This is a genomic window from Microbacterium sp. NPDC076768 (assembly GCF_040687205.1).
Lineage (GTDB): Bacteria > Actinomycetota > Actinomycetes > Actinomycetales > Microbacteriaceae > Microbacterium.
Map to the genome: position 1 here is coordinate 1222172 of NZ_JBFBMU010000001.1, position 17866 is coordinate 1240037.

Sequence of the window (17866 nt, forward strand, 5' to 3'; positions counted from 1 at the left end):
GTGGGGCCCGGTGCAGGGCACACAGTGACGCTATGGGCGACGGTTAACGAGACTCTCCCGTGCAGGTAAACGCAAGGTGAACGACTATCGACGCTCTGTCTTCCGCACCCCTGGTCGCTGAGCCTGTAGAAGCGCCCGCCACTGGGTCGCTGAGCCTGTCGAAGCGTCAACCCTTGGTCGCTGAGCCTGTCGAAGCGTCAGACCTTGGGAATGTGCGTCTCGATCGCGATGATCCCGGATCCGGGATTGGTGGCAGACAGGTGTACGACCGAGAATGCGGCGGGCTCGAGGTCTGATGCGCTGCCGACGTAGGAACCTTGCACGGTGCCGGTAGCGAGGGCGATCTCGGTGAGCAGCCCTGGAAGCACAGGGCCGTGGCTACACAGAACCGCAGGCTTACCCGCGCGCACTCGGCGGCCGACAACGGAGCGAAGGTCGGATTCTCCGTCTTCCCAGGCGTCCTGGCTGATCTTCGCTGTCTCGACGACTTTGCGCTTGAGGCTCTTCGCCAGTGGCGTGATCGTCTCGACGCAGCGGGTGGCGTCGCTGGTCACAATCTTCCGCACTCCGAAAGCGCTCAACGGCCCAACGATGGACTTCGCCTGCTTTTGCCCGCGGCTCGTCAGAGGACGGCTTGCATCCGAGCCGTCCCACTCAGAACGGGGGGTGGCTTTGGCGTGCCGCAACGCGATCACGGGGAACGTGCGAAGCACTCCGTCGTCGACCAGGTTGGAGAAAATGTCGAGGATCTCGATATCAACGGGGTAGCTCAACCGCGAGCGCGCCTTCTTCAGGCTCACCCATTCGATTGCCGCGACCTCTTTGTTGGGCACGAAGGTCGATTCTCTGATCGCGTCTTCGGTCGCTTCCGCTGCCCAGTAGTGCACGACTTTCTGCTTTTGCGAAGCAAGGTGGTAGCGGCTCACCCCCACAGGAACACCGAGTGAGACGCGGACACCGGTCTCTTCGTGCACTTCGCGCACCGCAGTTTCAGCGAGCATCTCTCCCGGATCCACCTTGCCCTTGGGGAGCGTGATGTCGCGGTACTTCGTGCGGTGGATCAGCAGAACTCGCAGTTTGCCGTCGATGAGGCGCCACACCACTGCTCCGGCTGCGTAGACGGCTTTATCTGTCCACTTCGAGTCGGTAATCGAGTCGGCGGGAAGCTGTAGCTGCCGCGAAGTCATCGAACCGCCCGTGCGCGGCGTCGCCGCTGGATCAACCCCATGGTCTTATCCTGCAGGTCAATCAGTGGCTTTCCGTCCGCGTCCACGGCGTGGCGCTCCCACACTCCTTCGGCACCGAGGTGCCAGGAGGTCGTTCCTTCGTCCATCGCGAGGTCGAAGAAGGCAAGAAGTTCCTTCAAATGCGCGGGGTCAGTCACTCGCACCAACGCTTCTACACGGCGATCGAGATTTCGGTGCATCATGTCGGCGCTACCGATGAATACCTGCGGATCACCGTCGTTCTCAAACGCAAAGATGCGAGAGTGCTCTAGGTATCGTCCGAGGATGCTGCGAACGGTGATGTTGTCGCTAATTCCCTCAAGGTCAGTGCGCAGGCTGCAGATGCCACGCACCCATACCTCTACCTTCACCCCAGCGACACTCGCCCGGTACAGCGCATCGATGATCTCTTCGTCCACCATCGAGTTCACCTTGATGCGAATGTGGGCTGGTTTGCCTGCCTCCGCGTTCTTGCGCTCGGTATCGATCTGACGGATCAGGCCCTTGCGCAAGTGCAGGGGAGCAACGAGGAGGCGCTTGAACTTCTTCTCAATCGCGTAGCCACTGAGCTCGTTGAAGAGGCGTGTGAGGTCTTTACCCACCTGCGCATCGGCGGTGAACAGCCCGAAGTCTTCGTAGATGCGGCTGGTTTTCGGGTTGTAGTTTCCGGTGCCGACATGGGAGTAGTGCTGCAGCTTTCCGTCTTCTTCACGGATCACGAGCGCGAGTTTGCAGTGGGTTTTGAGCCCCACGAGCCCGTAGACCACGTGCACGCCAGCCTTTTCGAGCTTGCGAGCCCAGACGATGTTGTTCGCTTCATCGAAGCGTGCCTTCACCTCGACGAGCGCCAAGACCTGCTTGCCTGCCTCCGCAGCATCGATCAACGCCTGCACGATGGGGCTGTCACCGGAGGTGCGATAGAGCGTCTGCTTGATGGCAAGTACATGCGGGTCCCTGGCCGCCTGCTCCAAAAACGCCTGCACACTCGTGGTGAACGATTCGTATGGGTGGTGTACGAGCACGTCTGCCTTACGAATGGCCTTGAACATGTCGGCACGGGTGTTGCTGTCTCCCGGCTGGAAGGCAACAGCGGTGGTCGGAAGGTGAGGGGGGTAGCGCAGATCTGGGCGGTCGATCCGCGACAGGGCAAAGAGGCCGCGCATGTCCAGCAGCCCGGGGAGGCGGTACACCTCTTGGTCGGTGATGTCGAGCTCTTTCACAAGTAGCTCCAGCGTCACTTCATCCATGTCGTCTGTGATCTCGAGACGGATCGGCGGGCCGAACCTTCTGCGCAGCAACTCAGCCTCGAGTGCCTGGATGAGGTTTTCGCTTTCGTCTTCTTCGATAGCGACGTCTTCATTGCGTGTCAGCCGGAAGGCGTGGTGGTCGAGAACTTCCATTCCGGGGAAGAGATCGCCGAGGTGATTCGCGATCAGCTCCTCCAGGCTGAGGTAGCGCGTGATCTCGCTGGTACGAGGAACCTCAACGAACCGCGGCAGCATGGAAGGCACCTTCAGGCGCGCAAACTCTTGGCGTCCGGTCCTGGCATTACGGATGCGAATGGCGAGATTCAGCGACAGGCCCGAAATGTAGGGGAACGGGTGCGCCGGGTCGACAGCGAGCGGCATCAGCACCGGAAAAACTTGGGCTTGGAAGTACTCGGAAAGCGCAGCGCGCTCGCCGTCTGTGAGCTCTGACCAGTCCGTGATTTCGACGCCGGATTCTGCAAGTGCCGGGCGCACGAGAGAGATCCACGCATCGGCGTGCCGGAGCTGCAGGGCATGCGCGTCGCGAGAGATATCGGCAAGGGCGTCTACGGGGGAGCGGCCAATGTTGGTCGGCACGGCGAGTCCCGTCATGATGCGCCGTTTCAGTCCAGCAACACGCACCATGAAGAACTCATCGAGGTTGCTTGCGAAAATCGCCAGAAAGTTCGCTCGCTCTAGTTCTGGGAGCGAAGGGTCTTCCGCCAGCTCAAGCACTCGTTGGTTGAACGCGAGCCAGCTCAGCTCACGATCCAGGTAACGGTGGTCAGGAAGCAGGGCGTCTGGTGACTCGATGGCGTCGAAGTCATCGTCTTCGGCGTCACCGAGGCCTGCATCGGCGAGTGCGGGATCGATCATGTCGTATATCTAAGCACCGAGAGGTGACGCGCGTGTGAACAGAGCCGATCGTTACGCCGTGCTGGCGAGGCTTTCGTCGTCGTTGACGTTGAATCGGTAGCCGACGTTGCGCACCGTTCCGATGATCTGTTCCTGGTCTCCAAGTTTCGCCCTGAGCCGGCGCACATGCACGTCGACTGTGCGGGTGCCCCCGAAGTAGTCATAGCCCCACACTTCGCTGAGCAACTGCTCTCGTGTGAAAACCCTGGAGGGATGTGTGGCCAAGAAATGTAGCAACTGGAACTCTTTGTAGGTGAGGTCCAAGGGGCGGCCCCGAAGCTTCGCCGAATATGACTGCTCATCGATCGTGACACCGGAGGCTTGCACGCTCGCGGGCTCAGCAACCTCGTCGTGTCTGGCGAGTGCGAGTCGAAGTCTGGCGTCGATTTCGGCAGGTCCTGCGGTAGCGAGGAGCACATCGTCGATACCCCAGTCGCCGGAGAGGGCGCTCATGCCGCCTTCTGTGACGACGAGCAGAAGGGGAGCATCTTGACCGGTAGCCCCCAGCAAACGGCACAGCGACTTCGCGGCGACGAGATCGTGCCGTCCATCGACGATCACGACTTCGTGCTCTGGCGCATTGACAAGTTGCGCCGGCTCGGCCGGAATTTGGCGCGCCCGGTGGCTCAACAGCTCCAAGGCGGGCAGTACCTGCTCCGTGAGGGGAGCGTTGGTCAGAACCAGCACCTGGGCCACGCGCACTCCTTATCGACGCGGATCGACGTCGTGACGCCATGATACCGGCACCTGATGCGCAACAATGGTGACATGACGGATCCAGCACTCGCACCTCGCAACGCGTTCGTCGGCGTGATCGTCGTGTGGGCGGCGGCATTCCTCGCGACAGTTGCCATCGGCATCTTTGTTCCGGAGGAGTGGCGAGTCCCTTGGTTGCTCGTGGGCTTTGGCGGTGCAGTACTGCTGTCATTCGCGGTGCAGCTTTGGTACGGGCGTACCCAGGGCTTTATTTTTCGAGTGGCCAGTAGCGTCACCGGTGCTTTGCTGCTTATGGGGCTCGTATCGATTGGCTTCGGTCTCGCGGCGCTGATCCCCTCCTGATATCCGCTGCGCGCGGTAAGGTGGAGCACATGGACCTCTTGGCGCTCGAAATCTTCTTCATCGGCCTGCTGGGACTCGCGAGCCTCGCTATCGTCTTCGTCTCGGCAGTCGTGTTGCGTAACCTCTTCCGCGGCCAGCGCTAACGCGATGGTGCTCGACCTCCCTACCGACCTTCCCGCTGACCTCGTTCCTTTTACGTGGCTCATTGGTGTCTGGGAAGGCACCGGCGTTATCGACTATCCCGTCGGCGATGAGCGACTGCAGGGTGAGTTCACCCAGCGGGTCAGTTTCAGCCACGACGGCGGTCCCTTTCTGAATTACTCCAGCACGGCAACTCTCCTCACCGAAGACGAGAAGCCCGCAGGCGCTCTGCTTGCCGAAACAGGATTCTGGCGCCTCGCGCGGCCCGCAACGGCGGCAGACGCTGGTCCGGCGCTGTTGCCCCCGACAGAGGCTTCTCCTACGCGCACAGTCGACGACGTTGAGCTGCTACGCGCATCCAGCGGCGGATTCCCCATCGAGGTGTCGATCGCTCACGCCGATGGGGCACTCGAGCTCTACCTCGGTGAGATCAACGGTCCGCGCGTCGACATTGGCTCTGATGCCATCGTGCGAAGCGCCGGCGCCAAGGCGCACACGGCATCGTCACGCATGTACGGACTCGTTGACGCTCATCTGCTGTGGGCGTGGGACATCGCCGCTCTCGGCACACCGCTGCGCTCGCACGCTTCGGCGCGCTTGGCCAAGGTGTGATGTGAGCAACTTTGCCGATATTGATGGTGCTGTTTCTGACGGTGACCTGATCGCGCACTTTGGAGACGCCTTCCGCGAGCAACGGCGTCTCGCAGATGGCAACGCCCTCGTGCCACTCGGTGATCGCACGGTGATCGAGGTGGCGGGGCCTGAGCGGTTGAGCTGGCTCGATTCGGTTACGTCTCAATCCGTCGGGCATTTGGCGCCAGGGGCGGGCACAGAGCTCCTGGTGCTTGATCCCCAGGGGCGGGTCCAGCATGCGGCGGGCGTTGTGGATGACGGCGCATCGACGTGGCTCATCGCTGACGCTGGTGATGCCGAAGCTCTTGCAGGCTGGCTCACGCGTATGAAGTTCCGCACCCAGGCTTCGGTTGACGTTCGCGCCGACCTCGTCCTGGTGGGGTACCTCGATCGCGGCTCGATTGCATCGACGGTGGGAGCGGTGGCCTTCGCACCGAACGATGTGCCCCTCGTGTGGGCAGATCCGTGGCAGCGCATCAGCGTGGGCGGGCACCAATACGCCGAAATTGTCGAACACCCGGCAACAGACTTCGCCTGGCGCATCGCCATCCTGACGGAAGACGCCGCAGAAGCGCTCGTCGCTTCGATCGATCGTGACGCTCTCGCTGGTCTCCTCGCGGCAGAGGCACTCCGCGTCGCGGCATGGCGTCCGCGCTGGGCAACCGAGGTTGATGAGCGCTCGTTGCCACACGAGACCGACTGGATTCGCAGCGCGGTGCACCTCAGCAAGGGTTGCTATCGCGGTCAAGAGACCGTTGCCAAAGTGCATAATCTGGGGCATCCTCCGCGTCGTCTCGCCGCGCTCCACCTCGACGGTAGCGATGCAGTGCTCCCTGAGGCCGGTGCTCCTGTGTTCGCAGGCGAAGACGAGGTCGGACACCTCACCTCCGTCGCGCGTCATCATGAAGACGGCCCCATTGCGCTCGCCATCCTGGCGCGTCGCGCGCCCATTGGCGACCTGGTCGTGCGTACAGACGGCATCGACATTGCCGCGTCTCAGCAGGTGATCGTTCCAGCCGACGCTGGCGCTACCGCCGACATCCCGCGGCTGACACGGTTGTCGCGGCGTCCTTCAGCGCCTGACCCGCGCGCACCTCTCAACGAAGCCTGACTTCGTCAGCGAGTGGCGCCACTGCAGCCCACGGCAAGGTGAGTTCGCCGAGCCGCCAGCGGTTGCGTCCGCCAAGCACTGGCCAGCCCTGATCGCGCAACGCGGCGACAGCGGCCAGGAAGCGCTGCGTCGCTCCGAAAGTGGAGAGGGCAGCCGCATGCTCCCATTCCCGATCCAGGTCGCCGAGCAGGGCGTGGATTCGCTCTCCTGGCACGTTGCGGTGGATCAGTGCCTTGGGTAGGCGCTCAGCGACGATGCTCGGGCGCTCCAGTTCCGCGAGGCGCAGCGAAATCGTAAAGCGTAACGGCACAGCAGCGGAGCCCACATCGATCCAGCTCGCCACGCGCCCAATCTCGTCACATGTCCCCTCGAACAGCAGGCCATCGCGGTGAAGGCGCGACGTCATGCGGCTCCACACATCAGCCACGTCGCCCTCGTCGTACTGGCGCAGCACATTCATGGCGCGAATCACCGCCGGTCGTCGCCCACCGGGGAGCGGCACTTCAAAGCCGCCGCGTGCGAAAGACACGGGCAAGTCCACCGGGAAAGGCGAGTGACCTGCACGCACCTCGAGAAGCTGCGCATCGGCTGAGGCCACACGGGCGGGGTCTATCTCTAGGCCGCGTACTTCCACGTCGTTGCGCACGCGGACGAGGCGTGCGGCGAGTTCGAATGCGGTCACACCGCTGGCGCCGAAGCCGAGGTCGATGACCAGAGGGTCAGATGATCGGCGTAGAGCATCGGACGCGGCGATCCAGCGATCGTTGCGCCTCAGACGATTCGTCCCTGTCGTACCGCGGGTCGGTCGACCGAGGGGAGCATGCGCCATTTCTCCATCCTTTCAGGATCCGACCAGGGTCCCGCCTCCCGATGGATAAACTGGCGATATGACAGCGACGCGTACCCTCATCCTGCTCCGCCACGGCCGAAGCGAGTGGAACGAACTCAACCTGTTCACCGGCTGGGTGGACGTCCGCCTCAACGCACAGGGCGAAAAGGAGGCACGCCGCGGCGGGGAGCTCCTCGCCGAGTCCGGTATCCTCCCCGACGTTCTGCACACCTCCATGCTGAGTCGCGCTATCCAGACGGCGAATATCGCCCTCGATGCAGCCGACCGCCTGTGGATCCCGGTGACCCGAACCTGGCGACTCAACGAGCGTCACTACGGTGCTCTCCAGGGCAAAGACAAGGCGCAGACTCTCGAAGAGTTCGGTCCGGAGCAGTTCCAGCTGTGGCGTCGCTCGTTCGATGTGCCACCGCCCCTGCTCGACGATGCCAGCGAGTTCAGCCAGGTCAACGACGTGCGCTACCAGGGCATCGACGGCGAGGTGCCGCGCACCGAGTCGCTCAAGCTCGTCATCGACCGCATGCTTCCGTACTGGGAAGAAGCGATTGTTCCTGACCTCGAGGCAGGCAAGACTGTGCTCGTCACCGCCCACGGCAACTCACTGCGTGGTCTCGTGAAGCACCTCGAGGGGATCAGCGACGACGACATCGCTGAGCTCAATATCCCCACAGGCATCCCGCTCGTCTACGAGCTGGACGAGAACAACGTACCGACCGGTCCTGGCCGATACCTTGACCCAGAGGCCGCTGCGGCCGGCGCGGCAGCAGTCGCCTCCCAGGGCAAGAAGTAGCAGCCCCGCTGATTACACGACGAAGCCCCCGGTGCACATGGCACCGGGGGCTTCGTCGTGTGAGCTATACGCTATTTAGGCGAGACCCAAGCCCTGAGAATCGAGCTTCTGCTGGTCAAACTTCTGCTGTTCGAGCTTCTGCTGGTCGAGTCCCTGTAGCTCAAGTCCCTGCTGCTCAACGGCGAAGGGGATGTCGTCTTCTTCGACAGCCCAGTCGCCGGTAGCGAGGTAGACGACCTTCTTCGCGACGGCCACAGCGTGGTCGGCGAAACGTTCGTGATACCGGCTGGCTAGCGTTGCATCGACAGTGGCCGTCGCCTCGCCCTTCCAGTTGTCGCTGAGTACCTTTTCGAACACCGTCGCGTGCAGCTCATCGACATCGTCGTCCGCGTTGCGGATCGCGTCGGCAAAGCGGAGATCCTGCGTGCGGAGCAGCTCAGAAAGCGTGCGGGCAACTTCTACATCCAGCTCACCCATCTTTACGAAGGTGCCCTTCAGGCCCTTCGGAATGGCACGCTCGGGGAAACGGAGGCGTGCGAGCTGCGCAATGTGCTCAGACATGTCGCCCATGCGCTCAAGCGATGCGCTCACCCGGAGCGCGGTCACGACGATGCGCAGGTCGCGAGCGACAGGCTGCTGGCGGGCGAGGATCTCAATGGCTTGCTCGTCCAATGCGACGGCCAACTCGTCGATTTTCGCGTCGTCGGCAATGACCTCCTCGGCGAGGGCAACATCGCTGGTAGCGAATGCCCGTGTCGCCTTGTCGATAGAAACCGTGACGAGGTCAGCGATCTCCACAAGACGGGACTGTAGGTCCTCAAGGGACTGGTGGAAGACTTCGCGCATGATGGGGCGCAACCTTTCATTCGGTGCTCGGCTGTGGCGTCAGCGCAAGACGGCGGGTCGTCCGCACGAGAGTAGGTCTGTGCTCCCGCACAGGCCCGAAGCGATTGTGTGCCTTGAAGGTTAACGAACGGTGCCCGGCATGTGAATAGTACTTCTCGTCTTGCCGCTACGCCGCGTAAACCCGCCGAGTGGATGGTGAACGCACTCTACGCTTAGGGCATGACCTTGCCGCAGCTCGCGCTGTCTTCACTCGCCATTGGGCTGGTGATCGGTGTGGGACTTTCCCTCCTCGTCGTCTGGGCGTATCGCGCCAGAGCACGGGTGCAGGAGGAGACGTCGCTCGCGATTCCCGCAGGCATCACCGATGTGCTGAGTAGCATGGACGACGCCGCAGGTGTCGTTGACGCCTCCGGTCTGGTGCTCGCCGCATCGGATGCTGCCACACGTTTCGGCATCGAAGTCGGCTCGACGGTGGATAACCCGGAGCTGAAGCAGCTGGTGCGCCGAGTGCGCTCCGCTGGCGACTCGGTGACGGAGTCGATGCGCATCACCAGGGGAGGCTTGAGCCTGGACCCTCGGCTCGTCTCCGCTCGTGCGAGCGTGATCGGCACGCGAATGGTGCTTCTCATCATTCGTGACGTCACAGAGCAGGAGCGGCTCGATCAGATGCGTCGAGATTTTGTGGCCAACACCAGTCACGAACTCAAGACGCCGGTGGGGGCAGTGAGCTTGCTCGCCGAAGCCATCGAGTCCGCCGCAGATGACCCCGCACAGGTGCGGATATTTGCGGCCAGGATCTCGGCGGAGGCAAACAGGCTTGGCCAGCTCACCGGCCGCATCATGAGCCTCTCTCGCTTGCAGGCAGAAGACGGTCTGACATCTGTCGGCCCCGTTTCGATCGATGAGGTAATCGCCTCTTCCATCGAGGCGCACGTCGTGCAGGCAGACTCCGCAGAGGTTGACCTCGCCAGGGGCGGCGACCGCGGCGTGTGGGTGCGGGGTGATCCTCAGATCTTGATTGAAGCGGTGGGGAACCTCATCGCCAACGCCATCGTGTACTCGCCTCGCGGCTCCAGGGTGGGCGTGGGTGTGCGTGCAGAAGACGGGGTCGTCGAGATCGCTGTTTCCGATCAGGGCATCGGTATTGCCGAAGCTGATCGTGAGCGCATCTTCGAACGGTTCTACCGCGCCGACGAGGCGAGGTCCAGGCGTACTGGAGGCACAGGACTCGGTCTCTCTATCGTCAAGCACGCCATCCAGCGCCATAGCGGTGAGGTGCGGCTGTGGTCGCGGCCTGGCCGCGGCTCGACCTTTACTATCCGGCTCCCGCTGATCGATGCGCCGGAAAAGTCCAGTGGTGGCAAGAAGAGCAAGAAGAAGCGCGAGCGCAAAGCAGCCAAAGCCGCTGCGACTGCGAACGCCCGAAACGGAGAAAAAGTATGACCCGTATCCTCCTGGTCGAAGATGAGCCAGACCTTGCAGATCCGCTTGCCTACCTGCTGCGCCGTGAAGGCTACGAGGTCGAAATCGCGGAGGACGGTCCAGGCGCTCTCACCGCCTTCCGGGAGCGCGGGGCCGACATCATCTTGCTCGACCTGATGCTGCCAGGCATGCCGGGCACTGAGGTGTGCCGACAGGTTCGTTCCACCTCTGCCGTGCCGATCATCATGCTCACGGCAAAAGACTCCGAAGTCGATATCGTCGTGGGTCTTGAGCTCGGGGCAGACGACTACATTACAAAGCCCTATTCCTCACGAGAGTTGCTCGCGCGCATGCGTGCGGTGCTTCGCCGGATCGTGCAGGCAGATAGCGAACTCGACGAACGAGTGCTCGATGGCGGGCGTGTGTCGCTCGACATCGACCGGCACACAGTTTCCGTCGCTGGCGATCAGATCAACATGCCTCTCAAAGAGTTTGAACTGCTGGAGGTGTTGATGCGCAACTCGGGGCGCGTGCTCACTCGTGGTCAGCTCATCGACCGGGTATGGGGGAGCGACTACTTTGGCGATACGAAGACGCTCGACGTGCACATCAAGCGCATCCGTTCGCGTATCGAAGAGAATCCCAGTGATCCCGTGATGCTCGTGACCGTCCGAGGTCTGGGGTATCGCTTCGAGGGGTGACGAGAAGACGAACGAGAAGAGGCCGGCACCCCACAGGGTGCCGGCCTCTTCTCGTGGTCAGTGAGTGGTCAGTTCTCGTCCGACGGTGCCAGGTCTTCGTAGTAGGGGAGGGTGCCGTCGAGGACGGGCACTTCTGCCTTTACGCCGGCAGAGTCGCCAGACTGAAAGTGCATTTCGACGGTCGCGCCCGGCTTCGCGTCGAGGCCTTCGAGAAGAAGCGGCTCCGCGTCAGCCCCCAAGCTCATGGTGTCACCCGCGGGGACGGAAATGGTGAGCGGCTCGACGCCCTCCAACGACACGGTGAGTGTGGCGCGCTGGTCCGTAGGATTCACGATGGCCGCCACGAGGTTGCCTGTCGAGCCGTCTTCGGTGGCGATGACAAGAGCGTTGCGCACGTCGATCGGGCCGTCGGCGTCAGAGATATTCACTCCGTCGGATGCCGCGTACTCGACCTTCGTCGACTGGGGGGTGATGAACGTGCACCCTGTCGCGCCGATTAAAACGAGGGCGCTGAGGGCTGCAGACGCAACAAGGCGCGATTTCACGGGTCCTCCTGAGGTCCGGCGGGATATCCGCATCCATTCTATGGGTAAGTCGGAGCGGCCACACGGACACGAGGGGCGCGTACCTTAGCGCATAATCCCTGTGGTATCCTTGAGGTTGCCGAAAGGACACGTTTTTATGCTTTTTGAGGTTGGCGAGACTGTCGTCTATCCCCACCATGGCGCTGCGACCATCATCGAGGTCAAAGAGCGCATCATCAAGGGTGAGGCGAAGAAATATCTGAAGCTCAACGTCACCCAGGGCGATCTCATTATTGAGGTTCCTGCCGAGAATGTCGACCTCGTCGGCGTTCGTGACGTTATCGGGCAAGAGGGTCTGGATCACGTCTTTGAGGTGCTGCGCGCACCATTCACCGAAGAACCCACGAACTGGTCACGCCGTTACAAGGCAAACCTTGAGAAGCTCGCTTCCGGCGATGTCATCAAGGTGAGCGAGGTCGTTCGCGACCTGTGGCGCCGCGATCAGGACCGCGGTCTTTCCGCAGGAGAGAAGCGGATGCTGGCGAAGGCTCGTCAGATCCTCATCTCCGAGCTCGCACTCGCGGAGAAGACTGACGAGGATAAGGCGGGCGCAATGCTCGACGAGGTCCTCGCTTCCTAAGAGCTTTAACATACGAAAGGCGGATGCTTCGGCATCCGCCTTTCGTTGTTTTCGCCGGTAACGTGATCGTGTGACTATCCTCCCCGTCCCGCACACAGCGATCATCGTGGTCGCTGCTGGCTCAGGTACACGACTTGCCGCTGGCGCACCGAAGGCTTTCGTCGGCATCGACGCCCACTCTGTGCTCCGCCACGCCCTTGATGGTGTGTTCGCCGCGATGCCCGCCCAGGTGATCGTTGTTGCACCGGCGGGACTAGAGGGTGAAGCCGCGACCGAGCTGCGCGCAGCAGCTGGTGACCGTGCCGATCTGGGACGCGTCGTCACAGGTGGCGCGACCAGGCAACTGTCAGTGGCAGCAGGCCTCGCAGCCCTGTGGGCCGATGTCGACACGGTTCTCGTGCACGACGCTGCTCGAGCGCTCACTCCGTCCTCTCAGATCGATGCCGTCGCTCAGGCGGTCACGGCGGATACGGGCGTCATACCGTCTCTGCCGGTCATCGACACACTCAAGAAGGTCGCGGGCGGTACGGTCGTCGCCGCGGTCGATCGCTCCGAGCTCGCCGCAGCGCAGACGCCACAGGGTTTTCCGCGTGCGCTACTGGAAGCCGCCTACGCCGAAGCGCTTCATGCTGACGCGGAGTACACCGACGACGCCGCGCTGTTCGCCGCTGCCGGCCATGTTGTGCGGCACATTGAAGGCTCGGCGCGAGCTTTCAAGATCACCACACCTGCCGACCTGGAGCGTGCACGACAGCTGCTGGCACCTCCTGTCAGAGCCGTGGGCATTCCGTTGGTCGGCATTGGTACCGATGTGCATGCGTTCGGCGGCGAAGGCAATCTGTGGCTTGCTGGCCTGGAGTGGCCGGGGGAGCAACCGTTGTCCGGACACTCAGACGGCGACGCTGTCGCGCACGCGATCGTGGATGCCCTCCTGGGGGCGGCGGGTCTCGGCGACATCGGAGAGCACTTCGGGACCGCGCACCCCGAGTACGCGGGCGCCCATGCTGAGGTCTTTCTTTCTCGAACGCGGGAGATGCTTGCCGAGGCTGGCTTCGAGATCGGCAACGTTGCTGTGCAGTTGCAAGGAAATCGGCCACGCTTCAGCCGCAGGCGCGCAGAGGCAGAACGAGTGCTGTCTGCCGTGCTCGGCGCGCGCGTCTCAGTGTCGGCAACGACCACAGATGGACTTGGTTTCTCTGGCCGTGGCGAGGGTATTGCGGTGACAGCGATCGCCTCGATACTTCCGCGGGACAACGATATGAACTCGCACGTGCCGCGAGAATAATCTGTCGAGGGCAGACGCTCAGCACTCCCCGAGTAGGCTTGAGCGGTGACAGTCCGCCTTTATGACACCCGCGCCGCAACACTGCGCGACTTCGTGCCTCTCGATCCCGAGAACATCACGATGTATGTCTGTGGACCCACCGTGCAGTCCGGCCCTCATATCGGCCATCTCAGGGCAGCGCTCAGCTTCGATCTTCTGGGTCGCTGGCTTGAGCACCGCTACGGACATGTCACGTTCGTGCGCAACGTCACAGACATTGACGACAAGGTATTGGCCAACGCATCGGCAACCGAGCCATGGTGGGCGCTTGCTTACCGGATGGAACGCGAGTTCAACGCGGCATACGCGGGAATCGGAATCCTCCCTCCGACTTACGAACCGAGAGCCACGGCGTCGATTCCGCAGATGCAAGAGCTGATTGCTGAGCTCATCGAACGCGGTCACGCGTACGTCGCGCCGGACGGATCAGGCGATGTCTATTTCGACGTGCGCTCGTGGGCTGAATACGGCGCGCTCAGCCATCAGTCACTCGATGCGATGGAAGCAGCGGAAGACGCCGATCCGCGAGGCAAGCGCAACCCGCAAGATTTTGCCCTCTGGAAAGGTCTGAAGCCAGAAGAGCCAGCGGATGCGACCTGGGAGTCGCCCTGGGGTCCAGGTCGTCCTGGATGGCACATCGAGTGCTCTGCAATGTCGAAGCGCTACTTGGGCACGGAGTTCGATATTCATGGCGGTGGGCTCGACCTGCGCTTCCCCCATCATGAGAATGAGCTCGCACAATCGGCCGCCGCAGGCCATGGTTTCGCGGCGTACTGGGTGCACAACGGCCTGGTGACCGTAAGCGGTCAAAAGATGTCGAAGTCTCTGGGCAATTTCACGCTCGCAACCGATGTTCTCCGTGCGTACGAGCCGATGGTGGTGCGCTATGCGCTCGCCGCCGCACACTACCGCTCAAGTCTCGACCTCACTGAGTCTTCGTGGGCAGAGGCAGAAGCGGCGCTGGGGCGCATTAGTACCTTCATCGAGCGCGTGCAGCGATCACTCGCTGGCGCCGCCGATCAGACACAGGCCGCAGCACTTCCTGAGGCGTTCGCTGCCGCAATGGACGATGATCTCGGTGTGCCGCAGGCCCTCGCCGTGCTGCATGAAACGGTGCGTCGGGGCAATACCGCTATCGACAACGGCGAAGATGCGGAGGCTCTGGCGGCCTTCGCCGGCGTAGACGCGATGGTCCGGGTGCTCGGCTTCGATGAGCTGATGTCGAGTGGGGGAGATCTCGCTGCGCACCACTCTCTGGACACTCTCGTCCAGACGCTGATTACTCAGCGCGCTCAGGCGCGCGCTGATAAAGACTGGGCGGCTGCCGATCGCATCCGAGATGCGATTGCTGCCGCAGGAATCACGCTGGAGGACACTCCGGCCGGAACTCATTGGAGTATCGATGGCTAAGCCACAGCGCCCCGGCGCAAACAAGGGAAACAAAAAGGGACCCACAAAGGGCACAGGGGGCCTCGGGCGTAAAGCACTCGAAGGTCGCGGGCCCACACCCAAGGCGGAGGACCGCGCCTGGCACCCGGCGGGAAAGCGCAAGGCAGCGGCCGAGCGCTACGCCGCGTCTGGCGGCAAGGGGCGCCCAAGCGGCGGCCGACCCAACTCTGGTGGCGGTGCGAACCGCTCGTCAAAGGCGAAGGCTGGAGACGACACCGAGAATGTGACCGGCCGTAACTCGGTGCTTGAGGCGCTACGGGCGAAGATCCCTGCGACGGCTTTCTACATCGCACAGCGTGTAGAAATGGACGATCGCGTCAAGGAAATGCTCTCGATTGCCACCAACCGGGGCATTCCGGTGATGGAGGTCACCCGTCCGGAGCTTGACCGGATGGCGGGCTTCGACGGCGTGCACCAGGGCGTCGCGATCAAGGTACCTCCCTACGAATACGCTCACCCGCAGGACCTGTTGGAGAGCGTCATTGCCCGCGGTGAAGTGCCACTTTTCGTCGCACTGGACGGCATCACAGACCCGCGCAACTTGGGGGCCATCGTTCGCTCGACCGCTGCTTTTGGTGGTCACGGACTGATCCTGCCTCAGCGTCGCTCTGCTGGCGTCAACTCCGCCGCTTGGAAGACCAGTGCAGGGGCCGTGGCACGGACGCCAGTGGCGTTGGCGACCAACCTGACCACACAGTTGAAAGAGTTCAAGAAGCAGGGTGTTTTCGTACTCGGCCTGGACGGCGATGGTGACATCGCCCTTCCGGAGCTGAAGCTGGCTGACCGCCCTGTCGTAATTGTCGTCGGCTCAGAGGGCAAGGGTCTCTCCCGTTTGGTGTCTGAAACCTGCGACCAGATCGTTTCGATTCCGATCTCGGCCGCCACTGAGTCGCTGAACGCCGGTATCGCGACTTCTGTTGCGCTCTACCAAGTCGCCTCGATTCGCGCGGCGAAGAAGTAGGGCATACGCATGGCGAAAATCGTTGTTCTTGGGGGCACAGGGTACGCAGGGCGACACATTGTGGCTGAGGGGGTTTCTCGCGGTCACGCGATGATCGCGCTATCGCGTTCGGAGCCTAAGAACCCTGTTGCAGGCGCTGCCTACCTGCAGGGTTCCGCCCTCGATCTTGACTCCATCGCCCCGGCCCTCGAAGGTGCCGATGCCGTTGTTTCAGCGTTGTCGCCCCGTGGGGACATGCAGAACAGTGTTGTGGAAGCTCTCGACAGTCTCGCCAACCGCTTGACGGGTACCGAAACCCGTCTGGGCGTTATCGGTGGCGCAGGCGGAAGCCTGGTGGCCCCTGGCGGGCCTCGTCTGTTTGACGATGGCTTCCCCGAGGAGTACAAACACGAGGCGCAGGTGGGCATCGACTCGCTCGCGCTCCTGGAGACGAAGAGCGCGGATCTCGACTGGTTCCTGGTGCACCCACCAGAGGTCTTTGGCCCTTGGGCTGAAGGTGCACGAACCGGACACTATCGCGACGGTGGCGCAGTGATCGTCAGGGACGCAGAGGGCAAGTCCTCGATCTCTGGCGCAGACTTCGCTGTTGCCGTGATCGATGAGATCGAACAGGGAAACCATCGGCGCGAACGCTTCGCCGTCGGCTACTGAGCTTTCAACAACTCAGACGAGGTCGCGCCAATCGATCTCGTCGTCTTCGGAGACTGGCGTTGCTCCGGTGACCACGGGAAGGCTCATGGTCTCGGTGGGCGGCCCCATGATGGTGGCTTCGTCGCGTCGATGCCGCAGAACCTCGTTGATATAGCTGGTGAGCACCTCTGCGAGCGGAATCGACCGGTTCTGCGCCTGCGAAAGGTACCAGCGGTGTTCCAGCACCTGGTGGAACACCTCTGCCGGCTCGAGCTTGGTGCGCAGTTCGTAGGGGATCGCACGCACCACAGGCTCAAATACTCGGGTGAGCCACTCGTGCGCATACATCTCTTCATCAGCCCATTGTTTGGTTGAGCGCGCCCTGAACTCATCGAGGTCATTGAGGAGGCGCCGTGCCTGGTTCTCTTCTACGTCCAGGCCGGTGAGGCGAATCAGTCGACGCTGGTGGTGTCCCGCGTCGACCACCTTCGGCTGGATCTCTACGACGGTTCCATCAGAAGTTGTCGACATCGACATCTCGTCGATATCGAACCCGAGGGCATTGAGGCGCTCCACGCGCTCGGTGATGCGCCAGGTTTCGGCAGCGGAGAACGATTCCTGTGCGGTCAGCTCCGCCCACAGCGAGTGATACGACGACACGATCCCATCAGCAATGGTAACCGCATCGACGCCGTGCTCCAGACGTCCGCCTGCGGCGAGATCCATAATCTCACCGGCGATATTCGTGCGGGCAAGATCGAGGTCGTAGGCACGCTGGCCAGGCGTCAGTCCTTCTTCGTGAAGTTCGCCGGTTTCAGCATCGACGAGATAGGCAGCAAAGGCACCTGCATCACGTCGGAAAAGTGTGTTGGACAGCGAGACGTCGCCCCAATAAAACCCGACGTTGTGCAGACGCACCAGCAGAAGGGCGAGGGCATCGACAAGTCGGTTGGCCGTGTCCGGTCGCAGGACCCGCGTGAAGAGTGCGCGATAGGGCATCGAGAAGCGTAGGTGCGACGTGACCAGCGCCGCGGGAAGCGCCTCGCCGTGGCTGTCCGTTCGACCGGCGATAACGGCGACACGGTCAACGCAGGGGACGTCGAGGCGTGCCAGGTTTCCGAGCATGTCGTACTCGCGCTGGGCCATCTCCGCCGTGGTCTCTTTGACGGCAACGACGCGGCCTGAGAGATCGGCAAAGCGCACGAGGTGACGAGAAAGTCCCTTGGGAAGCGAAACGATGTGCTCAGAGGGCCACTTGGCAAGCGTCGTCGACCACGGAAGGGCAAGCAGCCCCGGGTCAATCTTGCTCGCGGTGATCCGCAGCGAGTCTTGCATGGCGCTCCCTTATCCGGTGGCCTATCAAGTGGTGGACAGAAAAGAGACGCGGCGCAGGCGACCGA

Annotated in this window: 18 protein-coding genes; 11 read left to right on the top strand and 7 right to left on the bottom strand. The window is 62.5% G+C overall.

The window, feature by feature from the left end; all coding sequences use genetic code 11:
• Positions 1 to 197: 197 nt before the first annotated feature.
• From AB0O87_RS06045 to AB0O87_RS06055, 3 genes are read right to left on the bottom strand one after another with little or no spacing between them, the layout of a single operon-like run.
• Positions 198 to 1187 (bottom strand): NUDIX domain-containing protein, encoded by a 990-nt coding sequence (locus AB0O87_RS06045; RefSeq protein WP_363512641.1) that lies wholly within the window; start codon positions 1185 to 1187, stop codon positions 198 to 200.
• A complete protein-coding gene (locus AB0O87_RS06050) occupies positions 1184 to 3349 on the bottom strand; it encodes an RNA degradosome polyphosphate kinase (protein WP_363512643.1) in 2166 nt (721 codons plus the stop codon). Before AB0O87_RS06050 ends, AB0O87_RS06045 begins: the two co-directional genes overlap by 4 nt.
• A gap of 51 nt (positions 3350 to 3400) precedes the next feature.
• The gene (locus tag AB0O87_RS06055) at positions 3401 to 4084 is read right to left on the bottom strand and encodes a response regulator transcription factor (RefSeq protein ID WP_363512645.1); all 684 of its coding nucleotides are present in this window, start codon (positions 4082 to 4084) and stop codon (positions 3401 to 3403) included.
• A 72-nt stretch (positions 4085 to 4156) separates the two neighbouring features.
• Between AB0O87_RS06055 and AB0O87_RS06060 the strand changes: the two genes are divergently transcribed.
• The 3 genes from AB0O87_RS06060 (at position 4157) to AB0O87_RS06070 (ending at position 6332) form a co-directional block, all read left to right on the top strand.
• A complete protein-coding gene (locus AB0O87_RS06060; protein ID WP_363512647.1) occupies positions 4157 to 4447 on the top strand; it encodes a hypothetical protein in 291 nt (96 codons plus the stop codon).
• A 150-nt stretch (positions 4448 to 4597) separates the two neighbouring features.
• A complete protein-coding gene (locus tag AB0O87_RS06065; RefSeq protein WP_363512957.1) occupies positions 4598 to 5200 on the top strand; it encodes an FABP family protein in 603 nt (200 codons plus the stop codon).
• A 1-nt stretch (position 5201) separates the two neighbouring features.
• The gene (locus tag AB0O87_RS06070; protein ID WP_363512648.1) at positions 5202 to 6332 is read left to right on the top strand and encodes a folate-binding protein; all 1131 of its coding nucleotides are present in this window, start codon (positions 5202 to 5204) and stop codon (positions 6330 to 6332) included.
• On the opposite strand, the gene AB0O87_RS06075 is transcribed toward AB0O87_RS06070, so the two are convergent.
• Positions 6319 to 7161, bottom strand: a complete 843-nt coding sequence (locus tag AB0O87_RS06075) for a class I SAM-dependent methyltransferase (protein WP_363512650.1) — start codon at positions 7159 to 7161, stop codon at positions 6319 to 6321. The genes AB0O87_RS06070 and AB0O87_RS06075 overlap by 14 nt on opposite strands.
• A 58-nt stretch (positions 7162 to 7219) precedes the next feature.
• On the opposite strand from AB0O87_RS06075, the gene AB0O87_RS06080 reads away from it, so the two are divergent.
• On the top strand, positions 7220 to 7969 hold the full coding sequence (locus AB0O87_RS06080) for a phosphoglyceromutase (RefSeq protein WP_363512652.1): 750 nt from the start codon (positions 7220 to 7222) through the stop codon (positions 7967 to 7969).
• 75 nt (positions 7970 to 8044) lie between these two features.
• Here AB0O87_RS06080 and phoU read toward each other — a convergent pair whose 3' ends face one another.
• Positions 8045 to 8815 (bottom strand): phosphate signaling complex protein PhoU, encoded by a 771-nt coding sequence (gene phoU, locus AB0O87_RS06085; RefSeq protein WP_363512654.1) that lies wholly within the window; start codon positions 8813 to 8815, stop codon positions 8045 to 8047.
• A 219-nt stretch (positions 8816 to 9034) separates the two neighbouring features.
• Here phoU and AB0O87_RS06090 point away from each other — a divergent pair, with 219 nt between their 5' ends.
• Positions 9035 to 10258, top strand: coding sequence for an ATP-binding protein (locus tag AB0O87_RS06090; protein WP_363512656.1), 1224 nt, complete (start codon positions 9035 to 9037; stop codon positions 10256 to 10258).
• On the top strand, positions 10255 to 10938 hold the full coding sequence (locus tag AB0O87_RS06095; protein ID WP_363512658.1) for a response regulator transcription factor: 684 nt from the start codon (positions 10255 to 10257) through the stop codon (positions 10936 to 10938). Before AB0O87_RS06090 ends, AB0O87_RS06095 begins: the two co-directional genes overlap by 4 nt.
• Before the next feature lie 68 nt (positions 10939 to 11006).
• Here the strand turns inward: AB0O87_RS06095 and AB0O87_RS06100 are convergent, their stop codons facing one another.
• Positions 11007 to 11483 carry a DNA modification methylase gene (locus tag AB0O87_RS06100; protein WP_363512660.1) on the bottom strand — a complete coding sequence of 159 codons (477 nt, stop codon included), beginning with the start codon at positions 11481 to 11483 and terminating at the stop codon, positions 11007 to 11009.
• A 136-nt stretch (positions 11484 to 11619) separates the two neighbouring features.
• Here AB0O87_RS06100 and AB0O87_RS06105 point away from each other — a divergent pair, with 136 nt between their 5' ends.
• From AB0O87_RS06105 to AB0O87_RS06125, 5 genes are all read left to right on the top strand, one after another.
• Positions 11620 to 12102 carry a CarD family transcriptional regulator gene (locus AB0O87_RS06105; protein WP_363512662.1) on the top strand — a complete coding sequence of 161 codons (483 nt, stop codon included), beginning with the start codon at positions 11620 to 11622 and terminating at the stop codon, positions 12100 to 12102.
• A 70-nt stretch (positions 12103 to 12172) separates the two neighbouring features.
• A complete protein-coding gene (ispD, locus tag AB0O87_RS06110) occupies positions 12173 to 13387 on the top strand; it encodes a 2-C-methyl-D-erythritol 4-phosphate cytidylyltransferase (RefSeq protein ID WP_363512664.1) in 1215 nt (404 codons plus the stop codon).
• A gap of 45 nt (positions 13388 to 13432) precedes the next feature.
• Entirely contained in the window at positions 13433 to 14836 is a 1404-nt protein-coding gene (gene cysS, locus AB0O87_RS06115) for a cysteine--tRNA ligase (protein ID WP_363512666.1), read from the top strand.
• A complete protein-coding gene (rlmB, locus tag AB0O87_RS06120; RefSeq protein ID WP_363512668.1) occupies positions 14829 to 15836 on the top strand; it encodes a 23S rRNA (guanosine(2251)-2'-O)-methyltransferase RlmB in 1008 nt (335 codons plus the stop codon). Before cysS ends, rlmB begins: the two co-directional genes overlap by 8 nt.
• 9 nt (positions 15837 to 15845) lie before the next feature.
• Entirely contained in the window at positions 15846 to 16487 is a 642-nt protein-coding gene (locus AB0O87_RS06125; RefSeq protein WP_363512669.1) for an NAD(P)H-binding protein, read from the top strand.
• Between the two features lie 12 nt (positions 16488 to 16499).
• Here the strand turns inward: AB0O87_RS06125 and AB0O87_RS06130 are convergent, their stop codons facing one another.
• Positions 16500 to 17801, bottom strand: coding sequence for a DUF4032 domain-containing protein (locus tag AB0O87_RS06130; RefSeq protein WP_363512670.1), 1302 nt, complete (start codon positions 17799 to 17801; stop codon positions 16500 to 16502).
• Positions 17802 to 17866 lie beyond the last annotated feature (65 nt).

Excerpts from the sequence above, each read along its gene's own strand:
- AB0O87_RS06075 (WP_363512650.1), bottom strand. The coding sequence starts at position 7,161 with ATGGCGCATGCTCCCCTCGGTCGACCGACCCGCGGTACGACAGGGACG.
- phoU (WP_363512654.1), bottom strand. The coding sequence starts at position 8,815 with ATGCGCGAAGTCTTCCACCAGTCCCTTGAGGACCTACAGTCCCGTCTT.
- AB0O87_RS06045 (WP_363512641.1), bottom strand. The coding sequence starts at position 1,187 with ATGACTTCGCGGCAGCTACAGCTTCCCGCCGACTCGATTACCGACTCG.
- AB0O87_RS06080 (WP_363512652.1), top strand. The coding sequence starts at position 7,220 with ATGACAGCGACGCGTACCCTCATCCTGCTCCGCCACGGCCGAAGCGAG.
- rlmB (WP_363512668.1), top strand. The coding sequence starts at position 14,829 with ATGGCTAAGCCACAGCGCCCCGGCGCAAACAAGGGAAACAAAAAGGGA.
- AB0O87_RS06050 (WP_363512643.1), bottom strand. The coding sequence starts at position 3,349 with ATGATCGATCCCGCACTCGCCGATGCAGGCCTCGGTGACGCCGAAGAC.
- AB0O87_RS06060 (WP_363512647.1), top strand. The coding sequence starts at position 4,157 with ATGACGGATCCAGCACTCGCACCTCGCAACGCGTTCGTCGGCGTGATC.
- AB0O87_RS06105 (WP_363512662.1), top strand. The coding sequence starts at position 11,620 with ATGCTTTTTGAGGTTGGCGAGACTGTCGTCTATCCCCACCATGGCGCT.
- AB0O87_RS06130 (WP_363512670.1), bottom strand. The coding sequence starts at position 17,801 with ATGCAAGACTCGCTGCGGATCACCGCGAGCAAGATTGACCCGGGGCTG.
- AB0O87_RS06125 (WP_363512669.1), top strand. The coding sequence starts at position 15,846 with ATGGCGAAAATCGTTGTTCTTGGGGGCACAGGGTACGCAGGGCGACAC.
- AB0O87_RS06095 (WP_363512658.1), top strand. The coding sequence starts at position 10,255 with ATGACCCGTATCCTCCTGGTCGAAGATGAGCCAGACCTTGCAGATCCG.
- AB0O87_RS06090 (WP_363512656.1), top strand. The coding sequence starts at position 9,035 with ATGACCTTGCCGCAGCTCGCGCTGTCTTCACTCGCCATTGGGCTGGTG.